Here is a 14,221-nt window from a genome sequence, read left to right as displayed (position 1 = left end):
CACACGCCACCTTCATCAACGCCTCACCACGCAAACGAAAATCAGCCACCTTCTCAACCGTCCGCTGCGCCTTCTCTGCGACCTCCCGAGCCCGCTCGAGTAGACCCGCACCAGCAAACGCACACGCCACCTTCATCAACGCCTCACCACGCAAACGAAAATCAGCCACCTTCTCAACCGTCCGCTGCGCCTTCTCTACGGCCTCCCGAGCCCGCTCGAGTAGACCCGCACCAGCAAACGCACACGCCACCTTCATTAACGCCTCACCACGCAAACGAGAATCACCGATCAGCCCAGTCACTCGCTGCGCTAGATCAAACGACCCCGAATCCGTCAATTCTCTAACCAAATTAAAATGAGCTTGATCGCGCAAGCGAACATCATCAATCTCCTGAGCAATCCGCTGCGCTCGGTCGATCAAACCGCCATCAACGAAGACTTTCTGAACCTTAACCAGCGCCTCTACTCTCCACCATGGATCATCAATTTGCGCAACTACACACTGCACCTCCTCCGCAACCATTTCAGCCTGTTCAGCTAACCCCACACTTGCCAACGAAACTACCGAATTAGCCAATGCTTCAGCCCTCCATCGGAAACCACTAACCCGCCCAGAAAGCTGTTCGACAACGTTGGCGCAGCGCCGAGCTTCCTCCATCATCCCCACACTCACCAAGGCAACCACAGCATTCCTCAATGCCTCAGTACGTAACCGAAAGTCATCAACCCGCCAAGCTGCCCGTTGACTAGTAATGGCGCAGCGCCGAGCTTCCTCCATCATCCCCACACTTAACAAGACAACCGCCGCATTCCTCGACACTTCGGCACACAATCGAGAACTATCGATAGATTCAACTAACTCACAAATATGGCCTGCCAAGACTTCAGAAGTTAGCGTAGGGACACCTTTTGAGACAGAACTAAGACACAAATGTGGTTCGAAATTACATCTCCAGACTGTACCGTCATCAACAAGCGACTGTTCGGTTCGCTTCACACCAATCAGCGCACACAAAAGTTTTATTATAATTCTAAACCGCATTGCAGGCTCTTCAACACTATCGACTATTGCCTTCAGGCTATTCCAGTATGAAGAATACGCTTGGCTACAGCAATCAACTTCGAGAGATGAGGGATTCACACAGGCGGAAGTTTGCAAAGAATCTTTGGTAAAACCACACCAAACAGAATACTTACGCAGCAGCGAAGTCCTCCAACTAACCTCATCTACATCATGACCTAAGGCCCCAATGTCAACAGCTACAATATCGATCAGTATTCTCGAAAGTTCATCACGAATCTTCGGGCAGGAATTTAGTGAGTCTAGCACTTCCGGAAAGAAGTTTAGCAGTTCGCAGCCTCGACCACCTCGCACACAAGCTTCACCTACCTCTTCAACAGCTCTTAACCTGGCCTCAACTGAATCTAGAGATAGCACTGTGTCTTGAATTTCTTCAATGGGGGCATTAAAGTACAAGCAGGACAATTCCAGCATGCCCGGCAAATAAGATTCCATACGAGCGAGCGCCTTTTTTAGTTCGACGATCTCCAGAAACAATCGCTCTGAATTCTCCGGAACCTCGTCACCATAAAGTTCCAACACTTTACTGTAATCACGTTCAATTGTGCGCAGAACATGGGAACGCCTCCCGAATCGACGCCATACTTCATGGTATCGATTTGGATCAAATACGAGGTCAATAGCCGGTTTTTTCTCCACATCCACGTCGGTCATCATGTCGAAGCAAGGCTCACTCAACATATAGTTGGGAGTTGTGCTGTTCCACCCGTCGGCAGCCCGCTTTTCCACCCATGCCCGGATAACACGACGATATGGCTTCAGGGCTCTACCACGGGCCGACGCCCACCAGGTTTCAGCTTTTGACTCATCATCTTTTCCGAAGCCGTCGGGAGAAATCTCACGTAGCACGGCACGCAGAACAGCGTCATGTCCCAGAATGTAGGATGGGATTTCTTGGTTTCCGAAGCCGACGTTGACTCGCATGAGCATACGACCAGGAGAATGATCTACACACGCCTTGACGTCTCTACTGGGCACATTCTCAAGATGGCGATGCCTAGCGATCAACTGCCGCAACTCATCGATGGTGAGAGAACCCCCACACGCCGCTAGAAATGCTCCGATATCGACAGCGAGATCAGATTTGAAGAACGTTTCAATATCCTTCTGATTGATCTTCTCTTGAGCAATAGGAGAAGGTTTAAGTGAGGCAATTGTCCTCGAAGAATTGCATACTATATCCTCTGGCATCCGAGGGTTCGGCCGAGACGCCGTCACCAACTTCACACCTTCGGGAAGATGTCGCGGCAGCAACGATAGAATGGACTTAGCTGCAGCCTCATCTGGTCGCTCGTAGTAGGAATCCTCGTCCACTCCGTCAATGACAAGAACCAAAGGCCGAGGGTTCTTGTCTGATTGGCAAGCCGTTGCTGCTCGACGCAAAAGTTGACGGAACTCGGTGTTCTGGGATGCCGGCTCAGAAACCCGCTCTGTGTACTCATCTCCTAAAATTTCTGCCAATTGAGCCCCAGCAACGAAAGAAAAACTTTTCCAGTCATTCCCATCGCCACCCATGCGACGAATGAAGAAGGAAACGATGTGCACGCCATCGGGCGGATTCAATGCGAAGGAGGACATCAGGGCGGTTTTGCCGCTAATCATGCCCGCCTCCATGGCGTACCAAGTGTCTTGTGAACCTCGGACAAATGTTTCTAGCTCGGCCAGCTCTCGCTCTCGATCCTCCAGTGGATCGGGAGCAAGGTCGCGGACCACCTCCATATGGTCAGCAACGACGGCGCGCGTCTGGGAGGCTCCAGCGGGACGTTCGGCGAGCCGTTGAATCCCAGCACGGACTTCCTCGACGCTTTCGAGAATAGAGGCCAACGCCTCCTTCTCAGTGAAGCAATCAGCAATGCGTTGGCAGGCCACTTCAAGCACCCAGTCGAAGGCCTGCCTCGCTGACTCGTCCGCCAGATCGCTGCGCAGGTCTGTGCCACCCAGGTCAAGAAGAGTCCGGCGCAGCTCTTCCCAGTTGTATCCCGCGGCAAGCCGTTCCTTCTCCGAGAGCTGGTCGATGAGGGATGCCGCCTGTCGGGCTGCCACATGCCAGTCAGCCTCGGAGATCCCCTGATGCTCTCGGAGCAGCTGCTTTGCTGCATCGTCGGCGATCTTCTCAGCAAAGACCGCCCGATTTCCGCCGATTTCCAGCGTTCTCCGGAACTTCGCCAACAGCCCGGCACCTTCGCCAACCGCTGTGGCGAGTGCTCCCTGTCCGGAGGCTATGAGGAGCAGCTTCACAATCGATGTCCCGAGGGGAATGAAAGTGTCGCGATCCATGGCAGCCATGAGCACTCCTCATCGTGTGGTGCATGTTACAGGAAGATTCCGTAACTTTATCGCAGCACACCGACACTCTGGAACCGGTTGGTCAGCCGTCAGGCAATCCTCGCCCTGCCGGGATCAGCCGCGCCCGCCCCTACTCGGCACCGGGCTCGGCCTCGTCGTCGGAGGTCTTGTCCTTCTTCTTGTCCTTGCCGCTCTTGTCCTCGGGAGGCTCGGGGACGGAGACCTCGGGGGCGGGGCGGCCACCGGGCGCGGCCACGGGGGCGGCCGAGGGACGGGCCTGCGCCTGGGCGGCGAGCATCTCGGTGACGACCTCGTCGGCGGTCTTCTTCTCCGAGTCCATGGCCTTCTTGACGTCGGCCGCGTAGAGGTCCACGTACTCCTGGCCGGAGAGGGCCATGAGGGCGTACATGATCTCGTCGGTGATGGAGCGCAGCACGAAGCGGTCGTTCTCCAGGCCCTTGTATCGGGAGAAGTCCAGCGGCTCGCCGATGACGATGCCCACGCGGTGGCGGGTGGAGGGAATGGACTTGCCGATCGGCTGAGCCAGGTTGGAGCCGATCATCGCCACAGGCACCACGGGGGCACCGGTGGCCAGGGCGATACGGGCCACGCCGGTCTTACCGCGGTAGAGGCGCCCGTCGGGGCTGCGCGTGCCCTCGGGGTAGATGCCGAAGAGTTGCCCCGAGCGCAGGCGGTTGATGCCGGCCTGGAGCGCCGCCTGGGAAGCCTTGCCGCCGGAACGGTCCACGGGGATAGTGCCCACGGTCTTCATGAAGTTCTTCACCGCCCAGCCCTTGACTCCCTTGCCGGTGAAGTAGTCGGCCTTGCCGATGAAGGCGACCTCGCGGTCCACCAGCAGCGGCAGGAAGAAGGAGTCGATGACCGCCAGGTGGTTGGAGGCCAGGATCGCCGCGCCCTCGGCGGGAATGTTCTCCTCGCCGCGGATCCAGGGCTGGTAGAGCATCTCCAGGGCCGGGCCGACTGTTGCCTTGATGGGTCCGTATCCCACGCGGGGCCTCCTGTGAACTGCTGGCTGGGCGGCCACCACACGGTCCTGCACCATCGGAGACGGACGGCACCGGAGCCGGCGGTGCCGCTCGGGTATGGGGTGATTCTAGGGTGCTTCCCACCCTGCTCGCATCGACTTCCCGACTGCCGGCGAGGATGCATGTCACTGCCATCCTCTAGCCTGCGACCGTGAGCACCATCGGGACCCAGGTGTCCTTCGCCGACATGGGCACGCCCCTGGAGCGGGCGACCTTTGTCGTGGTGGACCTGGAGACCACCGGCGGGGCGCCGGGCGCTCGCTCTCTGACCGAGATCGGGGCCGTCAAGGTGCGCGGCGGACAGGTGGTGGCGGAGTTCTCCACCCTGGTCAACCCCGGTGTCGCCATCCCCGCCCAGATCACCATGCTCACCGGCATCACGAACGCCATGGTGGCCGGCGCCCCCGGCGTGCGCACCTGTGTGGAGGCCTTCCTGGACTGGGCGGACCTGCTGGCCGACGACGTCGTCCTCGTCGCCCACAACGCCCGCTTCGACGTCGGTCACCTGCGTGGCGCCGCAGCGGCCCTGGGCCTGGAGTGGCCCGAGCCCCGCGTGCTGGACACCCTGGCACTGGCCCGCAAGGCCTGGACCCGCAGCGAGGTGCCCAACCACAAGCTGGGGACGCTGGCCGCCTTCGTGGGCTCCCAGACCCGTCCCACGCACCGGGCCCTGGATGACGCGCGCGCCACCGTGGACGTGCTGCACGCCGCCCTGGAGGTCATGGCGCCGCTCGGCGTCACGCACCTGGAGGACCTGGCCACCGCCTCCGACCCGGTCCCTGCCAAGCGCCGGGCCAAGAGCCGCCTGGCCGACGCCCTGCCCAGCGGCCCCGGCGTCTACCAGTTCCGCTCGGCGGCCGACCAGGTGCTCTACGTGGGCAGCGCCGTGGACCTCAGACGCCGGGTGCGCTCCTACTTCACCGCCGCGGAGAAACGCCGCCAGGTGGCCCAGATGCTGGACACCACCGTGAGCGTGCGGCACATCGCCACCCCCACGCTCATCGAGGCGCGGGTGCGCGAGCTGCGGATGATCGCCGAGCTCGACCCGCCGGTCAACCGCCGCTCCCGGGCCCCGCGGCGCCGGCCCTGGCTTCACCTGGACCAGGGCTCGGGCCCGGGCGCCGAGCCGCGGTTGGCGCTGACCACCGTGCTGCCCGCGGAGGAGGTCGGCCATGCGGTGGGCCCCTTCGCCTCCCGCGGCAGGGGCCAGGAGGCCCTGCGGGCCGCCGAGTCGGTGCTGCGTCTGCGCCACTGGGACGGGCGCGAGCTGCGGCGGGTGCGCCACGACGACGTCCCGGCTGAGCCCGCCGAGGTACTGGCCTGCCTGTCGGGCGAGGTCGACCTGGTGGCCTCTCCCCTGCTGGAGCGCATCGCGGCACTGTCCCGGGCCGAGCGTTACGAGGAGGCCGGGACCTGGACGGGCCGCCTGCGCTGCCTGCTGCGCGCGGTGGATCGGGCCGAGCGGGTGCGGCCCCTGCTGGCCTGCCCGCATCTCATGGCGGCCCGCCGGCGCGAGGTCGGCGGCTGGGAACTGGTGGTGGTGCGCTGGGGCGTGCTGGCCGGCTCCATGACGACCGCGCCGGGTGCCGACCCGCGCCCCGCCGTCGAGCTGCTGCGCGCCAGCGCCCGGGTTGTTGAGCGGCCCGGCCGAGTCGGTGAGGTGGCGAGCATTGAGGAGACGAGCCTGCTGGCCGACTGGATCCTGGACGAGGGCGCCCGCATCGTGGAGGTCGACGGCGACCCCGCGGTGCTCACGTGGCCGATCGGTGCGGCTGCCCGCCACCGCAAGGTCCTGGCCTCGCAGGAAGGAGGGCGCCGAGCGTGGGCCAAGCGCCGCGCGGCCGACGTCTGGCTCAGCCGGCGGGGGTGACGGTGCCGCGGCGCGCGGTGAGGGCCTTGGCGACGCCCTCCTGGAGGCTCAGCGGGTCCAGGGGGCGGGGCACGACGACCTCCGCCTTGGCCCAGGCGGCCAACCAGTCGTCCTGGGGGCGGGCGGTCAGCAGGACGACGGCGGGGCGCTCGTCGAGCTCGGTGAACAGCTCGTGGGCCAGTCCCATGCCGCCGAGCTTCTTGGCCTCGGCGTCCAGGACCAGCGCGTCGAAGGGCGCCTGGCCCTCCTTCTCGCGGTCCTTGATGGCCATGCGCACACCTTCGGCGGTGGCCGCCTCGGTCCAGCTCACCAGTGGCAGGCCCTTGGCCGGTCGGCGTCCGACACCGTCGATGACCTCCTGACGCACGGTGGCGTCGTCGGAGAAGACGAGAAGCTCGAGACGGGCGGAAGCAGCCTGGTCGGTCATAGCGGATCCTTCGTGGACGGGTACGGACGGCAGTGTTTCCGCGGTCAGTGTAATCACACGCGGGCTCCCTATCCCTCTTCCGGCGCCACGTCTAGCATGAACCATGTTCAGGACTTCAGTCCTAACGAGCCCTGCTGAGGCGGGACTGAAGCCACCTCACCCACCGAAAGGCAGTCCTTGATGGCCGTGTACACCCTTCCCGAGCTCCCCTACGACTACGCCGCCCTGGAGCCCCACATCTCCGGCAAGATCATGGAGCTCCACCACGACAAGCACCACGCCGCCTACGTCGCCGGCGCCAACGCCGCCCTGGAGGCCCTGGCCGCCGCCCGCGAGTCCGGCGACCTGGCCGCCATCAACCTGTGGGAGAAGAACCTGGCCTTCAACCTGGGCGGCCACACCAACCACTCCATCTTCTGGAAGAACCTCTCCCCCAACGGCGGGGGCCAGCCCGAGGGCGAGCTCGCCGAGGCCATCAAGGACTCCTTCGGCTCCTTCGAGAAGTTCCAGGCGCAGTTCACCGCCACCGCCATGGGCATCCAGGGCTCGGGCTGGGCCGTGCTCGCCTACGACTCCCTCTCCGGAAAGCTCGTCACCTTCCAGCTCTTCGACCAGCAGGGCAACGTACCCGTGGGCACCATCCCGCTGTTCATGGTGGACATGTGGGAGCACGCCTTCTACCTCGACTACCTCAACGTCAAGGCCGACTACGTCAAGGCCGTCTGGAACATCGCCAACTGGCAGGACGTCTCCGAGCGCCTGGCCGACGCCGTCGCCAAGGCCCAGGGCCTCATCGTCCGCTGACGCCGGCCGGCGGACACGCGCCGCACAGGCTTGTGGCCCGCATCCCTTCACGGGGTGCGGGCCACAGCCTTATCGCGAATGGTTGCCTGAGCGGCTCCGTGCTCAGATCACCTTCTCGACGTCGATCACGAAGATGTACGCCGACTCACGCTTCCCTCCGTTGGAGTTGCCGGGGGCCAGCAGCACGATCCTGGAACCCACTGGCAGCCCGGCCGCACGGATCTGTCCGGCCGGCATGGCGCTGGGGGCGTGGTCCTCCCAGGTCGAGCTCCTCGTCGTGCCGTCCCACGAGGTACGCGACATCTGCACGGCCACGGTGTCGGTCTCCTTGATCGCCTGGCCCTTGCCGCGGGCGACGACGAAGACCTCCGGCTGCAGGGGCTCCTCGGCCTTGGGGCCCGCAAGGCCGGCCGCGGGAGCACCCAGGTCCCCGGAGACCGTCACGCCGCGATCAGTGAGCTTCTTGACCTCCGCGGAGTCGACCGTGGCGTCCTTCGTGGACGGGGTCAGCTCATCGCCCGTGATACGAGCGGTGATGTCGACGACGAAGACGAGCGGCCCGGTCGGTGAGTTCGGGCGAGCCGGATCGGCGGTCTCGCCGTATGCGAGCTTGCCCGGGATCGACAGCTGGACGCGCTCACCGACCTTGTGCCCGGCCAGGCCGCAGGTCCATCCGGGGATGACCCCGGTCAGGCCGAAGGTGACCGGGGCCCCCTTCTTGAAGGAGGAGTCGAAAGCCTCCGTTGACCCCCACTTCCAGCCCACGTAATTGACGGTGACGACGTCGCCCGAGGACACCGCCGGGCCTTCCGCGGCGGTGAGTGTCTTGGAGACGAGGTTGGCAGGCGCCTGCTTCCCCTCACTCCAGGTGACGGTCGGCTCGGCCCCCGCATCGCCTCCGATCGCCGGAAGCGCCTCGGAGTCGGTCTCGATCGTTCCGGCCTCCTGAGCGCAGTCGATGATCGAGCGGGTCAGGGTCGGGGACGCCTGGGCCGACGGCGTGGCGGAGGCGTTCTTGGACGACCCCGAGCAGCCGGCCAGCGTGAGGCAGGCGGCCGCGGCCAGGGCGGTCAGGGTCAGGGATGTGCGGCGCACATGAGCTCCTTGAATGAGGGAGGGGCCTGCGCGGGAGGGATCAGTGGAAGGACTCGCCGCAGGCGCAGCTTCCGGCGGCGTTGGGGTTGTCGATGGTGAAGCCCTGCTTCTCGATGGTGTCGGCGAAGTCGATGGTGGCGCCCGACAGGTAGGGCACGCTCATGCGGTCGACAACCACCTCAACGCTAGCCATCTCGTCGCTGCCCGTGGGGAAGGCGCGCACGGCGTCGCCGTCCAGGAGACGCTCGTCGAAGTAGAGCTGGTAGACCAGTCCGGAGCAGCCACCGGGCTGGACGGCCACGCGCAGGCGCAGGTCGTCGCGCCCCTCCTGGGCCAGGAGGCTGGCGACCTTCGCGGCGGCGGTCTCGGTGAGGATGACCTCGTGCTCGGGGGTCTGGGTGTCAGTGGTGTCGGTCAGGGCGGTCTCTGCCATGGTCATCTCCTGATCTGGTGTGCCTACGTTCGTCTGCGGCGCCTCGTGCGGAGCCGCTGAAGGTCCTGCGGTGGCTCTCGTGACGAGCGCCTGAAGGATTCACTGGAGCCAACGCTCCAGCTCGATTCCTTGTTCCTGGTGACAACCCTACGCGGTCCGCACCGCAGAGCCGTGGTGAGGGGACTCACTGTGTCCGACGGCGTCACGCCCGGGTCGGGAGGGTGCAGTCCGCCCCTCAGGCCAGGGCCACCAGCTCGAGGTACTCCGGCCCCCACAGGTCCTCGTCGCCGTCGGGCAGCAGGAGGACCCGGTCGGGGTTGAGGGCCTCGACGGCACCCTCGTCGTGAGTGACCAGGACGACGGCGCCGGCGAAGGTGCCCAGCGCCCCGAGGATCTCCTCGCGGCTGGCGGGGTCGAGGTTGTTCGTCGGCTCGTCGAGCAGGAGGACGTTGGCGCTGGAGACCACGAGCATGGCCAGGGCCAGGCGGGTCTTCTCCCCGCCGGACAGGACCCGTGCGGGCTTGTCGGCGTCCGCGCCCGAGAAGAGGAAGGAGCCCAGGACGCTGCGCACCTGGGTGTCGTCCATGCCGGGGGCGGCGCGGCGCAGGTTCTCCACGACGCTCGCCGCGGTGTCGATGGTCTCGTGCTCCTGGGCGTAGTAGCCGATCTTGAGGCCGTGGCCGGGGATGACTTCTCCGGAGTCGGGCTCCTCCACCCCGCCGAGCAGGCGCAGGAGCGTGGTCTTGCCGGCGCCGTTGAGGCCCAGGACCACGACCCGGCTGCCTCGGTCGATGGCCAGGTCGACGCCGGCGAAGACCTCCAGGGAGCCGTAGGCCTTGGACAGCCCGGAGGCGCGCAGCGGGGTCTTGCCGCAGGGGGCGGGGTCGGGGAAGCGCAGGTGGGCGACCTTCTCCACGGCGGCCTCGTCCTCCAGGTCGGCCATGAGGCGCTCGGCCCGCTTGAGCATCTGCTGGGCGGCCACGGCCTTGGTGGCTTTGGCCCGCATCTTCTCCCCCTGGGCGCGCAGGGCGGCGGCCTTCTTCTCCGCGTTGGCGCGCTCCCGACGGCGCCGGTGCTCGTCGTCGGCGCGCTGCTTGAGGTAGGCGTCCCAGCCCAGGTGATAGACGTCGAGGACCCCGCGACCGGCGTCGAGGTACATGACCTGGTTGACGGTGTCGCGCAGGAGCTCGACGTCGTGGCTGATGACGATGAAGCCGCCGGCGTAGGTGCGCAGGTGGTCGCGCAGCCACAGGATCGAGTCGTGGTCGAGGTGGTTGGTGGGCTCGTCGAGCAGGAGCGTGTCGGGCTGCTGGAACAGGACCCGGGAGAGCTCGACCCGACGGCGCTGGCCACCTGACAGCGTGCCGATGGGCTGGTCCAGGATGCGGTCGGGCAGGCCCAGCGCGGCGCTGATGCGGGCGGCCTCGGAGGCGGCGGCGTAGCCGCCGGCCATGGTGAACTCGTGGTCCAGGCGCGTGTAGCGGTCCAGAGCCTTGGCCTGGGCCTCCCCCTCGGTGTCGGCGATGCGCTCCTCGGCCTTGCGGATGCGGGCCAGGAGCGCGTCGATACCGCGGGCCGAGAGGATCCGGTCCCGGGCGATCTCGCTGAGGTCCCCCACCTTGGTGTCCTGGGGCAGGTAACCCACCGAGCTCGTGCAGGTGATGGTGCCCTCGTGCTCGACGGCCTCCAGCCCGTGGCGCTCGTCGGCGTCGTTGACGGCGCGGCCGGCGCCCTGGGCCACGGAGGCGGCGGCGAGCAGCTTGGTCATCGTGGTCTTGCCTGCGCCGTTACGACCCACGAGGCCAATGCGCATCCCCTTATCGACCCGGAAGCCGGCGTGAGCGACGAGCTGGCGGGCACCGATGCGCATGGTGAGGTCCTGGACATTGATCACGCGCGCCATGGTACGGGCCCGCCGGTGCTGCCCACCGCAACGGGCCTATCAGTCCCACCACATCCACCAGCCGACTCCGCCGCCGGCCCACTCGGGCCGGGTGCGCACGATGTCGTCGGGAATGCAGCAGGCGTCGAGCTCGTACCGGTCTCTGACCCGCTCCCACAGCGCGGAGCACTGGCAGTCCCGGCTGTGCTCGACGAGGACCTCGTAGCCCTGCAGGTCCGCGTCGGCGACCCACAGGGCCTCAGCGCTCAGACGCTCGTCCTCCCGCTGGGGACCGATGCCGTAGCCGCACAGGCGTACCTGCCCGTCCGCCCCGGCGCAGGCGGTCAGCATCGTCTTGAGGCTCGGGGCGAGGTTCTGACGGTCTCTCAGTGCCGCAGCCGGCAGCCGGCTCAGCAGGTCGGCCGCGGTGGCGGCGTCCAAGCCGCGGAAGGGCACGTAGTCGCTCTCCGGGGCGCCCCGGGCATCCAGTCGCAGCGGGTTCTCCCCCGGCAGGCAGCGCGGGGTGTCGAGCCAGGGCTCCAGCAGGCGCCACAGGCCGATGCGCACCGTCCATCCCGGTGGACCGTAGAGCCGCGGCACATCAGACGCGGCGGTCGGGGCAAGGACGGGAGGCGGAGTCGTGGTGGGCGGGCGAACCGGGATGTTCGGTAGGACCGGCGATGCCGGCTGTGCGGCCAGGGAGGTCTGCGCGCTCATATCGAGCTCCTTCGCGTGAGACTGGGGTCGGTGTGCCTCAAGCGTGCAGAACCCGCTCCCACGGTGCACCCACTGGCCCGAGCGCCTGTGCGCACAACCCGCCTCAACTGCGCAAACACCGACCAGTGGATACCGGGATCGCGCAGAGTCTTGGCCAATGGCCGTCTCGAGAAGGGCAGCGGCACCATCCGGACGGACTGTTCCCTTTTTGTTCTGAGCCGTGAGACAGTACCCTCTTCCTCAACCACCTTTTTGCGCCCGTGTGGCGCACGAGGTGTCAGATCCCCACCACCGAGAGCGAGCCCGTCGGAGACTCGGAGAGCACTGGGGTGCATCCTCCGTCCTCGTCACCCTCGCTCAGTAGGAAAGGGCCCGAATGGCAACCACGACCTCAACCCCTGAGGCAATCCTCGACGCCGTGGGCGGCGCCGAGAACATCATCCATTTCACCCACTGCGCCACCCGACTGCGCTTCGAGCTCAAGGACGCCTCCGGCATCGACAAGGCGGCCGTCGAGGCCATCCCGGGCGTCATGGGCGCCGTCCCCCAGTCCGGGGACCGCTACCAGATCGTCATCGGTGGTGCCGTGCAGAGCGTGTACGACGAGATCAACAGCCTGCCGGCCATGAAGAACCAGGGCGGCTCCTCCGGCTCGGGCCAGTCCGACGCCGACGTCAAGGCCGCCGCCCGGGCCAAGGCCCGCGGCAAGAACGCCTACGTCGACGCCTTCTTCGAGTACCTCTCGGACTCCTTCCGTCCCCTGCTGCCGGCGCTGCTCGGCGCCTCCCTCATCATCGCGGGTGAGGCCATCTGTGAGGCCTTCGGTCTCATCAACACCCACGCGGATGCGGCGGAAAAGCCGGCCACGCTGCTGTTCGTCGACGCCATGTTCCGTGCCGTCTTCTACTTCCTGCCCATCATGGTGGCCTACAACGCCTCCAAGAAGCTCAAGATCGACCCGTGGGTCGGCACCGCGATCATGGCTGCACTGCTCACGCCGGAGTTCGTCGACCTGGAGAAGCACCCGAGCACGACCTGCATCGACAACGCCACGATCAACTCCAAGCTGTGCACGGCGCACATTGCCGGGCTGCCCATGCAGCTCAACGGCTACGGCGGCCAGGTCTTCGTCCCCCTCATGATGGTGGCCATCCTGGCCCTGGTCTACAAGGGGCTGGTCAAGGTCGTTCCGACCAACGTGCAGATGGTCTTCGTGCCCTTCCTGTCCTTCGTCATCATGATGCCGGTGACCGCCTTCCTCATCGGCCCCCTGGGCGTGTGGATCGGTACCGGCCTGGGCACGGCCCTGTTCTGGCTGAACTCTCACGCCCCGATCATCTTCGCGATCCTCATCCCCATGGTCTACCCCTTCCTGGTGCCGCTGGGCCTGCACTGGCCGCTCAACGCCCTCATGCTGGCCAACATCGCCTCCGCGGCCACGAACCACACCGACTTCATCCAGGGCCCCATGGGCGCCTGGAACTTCGCCTGCTTCGGCGCCACCGCGGCCGTCCTCGTGTGGTCCTTCCGCGACAAGGACGATGAGATGCGCCAGACCGCCACCGGTGCCCTCTTCGCCGGTCTGCTCGGTGGTATCTCCGAGCCGAGCCTCTACGGTATCCACCTGCGCTTCAAGCGCATCTACCCGTTCATGCTCGTCGGCTGTGCCGTGGGCGGCCTCGTCCAGGGCATCGGCAGCATGCTGGGAGGCATTGAGGGCGTCACGACCACGACCTTCGTCTTCACCTCGCTGCTGACCATCCCGGTCTTCAACCCCATGTGGCTCTACGGCATCTCCGTCGCCGCGGCCTTCGCCACCTCCTTCTTCCTCATCGTCACCTTCGGCTACCGCACCAAGGAGGAGCGGGCCGAGGCGCTCGCCGCAGCGGGCGTCACCAAGGGCGGCAACACCGCTGCCTCCGCTCCGACCCAGGCCGCTGAGGCACCCAAGGCCGCCGCTGCGGCTGCTGCTCCCGTGGAGGAGGGCGACCGGACTGCGAAGGCCCCCACGCCCAAGCCTGCCCTGGTTCCCGGTGCGGTCACTGAGATCGCCTCGCCGCTCAAGGCCACGACCATGGACCTGGACAAGGTCCCCGACCCGGTGTTCTCCTCGGGCGCCGTCGGACAGGGCGTGGGCCTGGAGCCCCAGGGCGACATCGTCGTCACGGCTCCGGCGGACGGCACCGTCGTCGTGGCCCCGTCCTCGGGGCACGCCTTCGGCATCACCCTGGACAGCGGCGTGGAGATCCTCATCCACGTGGGTCTGGACACCGTCAACCTGGAGGGCCAGGGCTTCGACGTCAAGGTCTCCCAGGGCGACCGCGTCAGCGCGGGCCAGGAGCTCGTCCGCGTGGACCGTTCCGTCATCGAGCAGGCCGGTTACCCGCTGACCACGCCGGTGCTCGTCACCAACACCGCCTCCTTCGCCTCGGTCGAGGTCGTCGGCGGCGACTCGGTGGAGCCCGGCGAGGCCCTCATCAAGGTCACCGCGCCTGAGGCCTGAGCCTCACGTAACGCCGCCGACCTGATCGGCTGCAGACACAACGGTGGGGCCGGATCCGTCCATGGACGGATCCGGCC

At 65.9% G+C, this 14,221-nt stretch carries 10 protein-coding genes; 3 read left to right on the top strand and 7 right to left on the bottom strand.

The features are described from left to right. Positions 1-3,367: hypothetical protein (locus AB7V09_RS10965; RefSeq protein WP_419143774.1), on the bottom strand; the 3,367-nt coding region annotated here is incomplete at its 3' end. 130 nt (positions 3,368-3,497) lie between these two features. Beyond that, the gene (locus AB7V09_RS10960; RefSeq protein WP_419143773.1) at positions 3,498-4,376 is read right to left on the bottom strand and encodes a lysophospholipid acyltransferase family protein; all 879 of its coding nucleotides are present in this window, start codon (positions 4,374-4,376) and stop codon (positions 3,498-3,500) included. A 188-nt stretch (positions 4,377-4,564) separates the two neighbouring features. Here AB7V09_RS10960 and AB7V09_RS10955 point away from each other — a divergent pair, with 188 nt between their 5' ends. After that, positions 4,565-6,283 carry a DEDD exonuclease domain-containing protein gene (locus AB7V09_RS10955; protein ID WP_419143772.1) on the top strand — a complete coding sequence of 573 codons (1,719 nt, stop codon included), beginning with the start codon at positions 4,565-4,567 and terminating at the stop codon, positions 6,281-6,283. Here AB7V09_RS10955 and AB7V09_RS10950 read toward each other — a convergent pair. Then, on the bottom strand, positions 6,267-6,710 hold the full coding sequence (locus AB7V09_RS10950) for a hypothetical protein (RefSeq protein WP_004565060.1): 444 nt from the start codon (positions 6,708-6,710) through the stop codon (positions 6,267-6,269). The two genes, AB7V09_RS10955 and AB7V09_RS10950, sit on opposite strands and share 17 nt — an antisense overlap. 180 nt (positions 6,711-6,890) lie before the next feature. Here AB7V09_RS10950 and AB7V09_RS10945 point away from each other — a divergent pair, with 180 nt between their 5' ends. After that, positions 6,891-7,514, top strand: a complete 624-nt coding sequence (locus AB7V09_RS10945) for a superoxide dismutase (protein ID WP_009405978.1) — start codon at positions 6,891-6,893, stop codon at positions 7,512-7,514. A gap of 102 nt (positions 7,515-7,616) precedes the next feature. On the opposite strand, the gene AB7V09_RS10940 is transcribed toward AB7V09_RS10945, so the two are convergent. The 4 genes from AB7V09_RS10940 to AB7V09_RS10925 form a co-directional block, all read right to left on the bottom strand. Continuing rightward, positions 7,617-8,609, bottom strand: coding sequence for an FKBP-type peptidyl-prolyl cis-trans isomerase (locus AB7V09_RS10940; RefSeq protein ID WP_419143771.1), 993 nt, complete (start codon positions 8,607-8,609; stop codon positions 7,617-7,619). A gap of 40 nt (positions 8,610-8,649) precedes the next feature. Then, the gene (locus tag AB7V09_RS10935; protein ID WP_271289332.1) at positions 8,650-9,042 is read right to left on the bottom strand and encodes a HesB/IscA family protein; all 393 of its coding nucleotides are present in this window, start codon (positions 9,040-9,042) and stop codon (positions 8,650-8,652) included. 235 nt (positions 9,043-9,277) lie between these two features. Continuing rightward, positions 9,278-10,936, bottom strand: coding sequence for an ABC-F family ATP-binding cassette domain-containing protein (locus AB7V09_RS10930; RefSeq protein ID WP_009406380.1), 1,659 nt, complete (start codon positions 10,934-10,936; stop codon positions 9,278-9,280). 48 nt (positions 10,937-10,984) lie between these two features. Further along, a complete protein-coding gene (locus tag AB7V09_RS10925) occupies positions 10,985-11,641 on the bottom strand; it encodes a hypothetical protein (RefSeq protein WP_065362531.1) in 657 nt (218 codons plus the stop codon). 376 nt (positions 11,642-12,017) lie between these two features. Between AB7V09_RS10925 and AB7V09_RS10920 the strand changes: the two genes are divergently transcribed. Further along, entirely contained in the window at positions 12,018-14,144 is a 2,127-nt protein-coding gene (locus AB7V09_RS10920; protein ID WP_419143770.1) for a glucose PTS transporter subunit IIA, read from the top strand. Positions 14,145-14,221: the final 77 nt, after the last annotated feature.

This window comes from Actinomyces sp. SKVG-SVH-4(1), from assembly GCF_048514265.1.
GTDB classification, from domain to species: Bacteria; Actinomycetota; Actinomycetes; order Actinomycetales; family Actinomycetaceae; genus Actinomyces; species Actinomyces oris.
The sequence above is the reverse complement of the archived record's forward strand: the minus strand, read 5'-3'. Positions and strand labels throughout refer to the sequence as shown.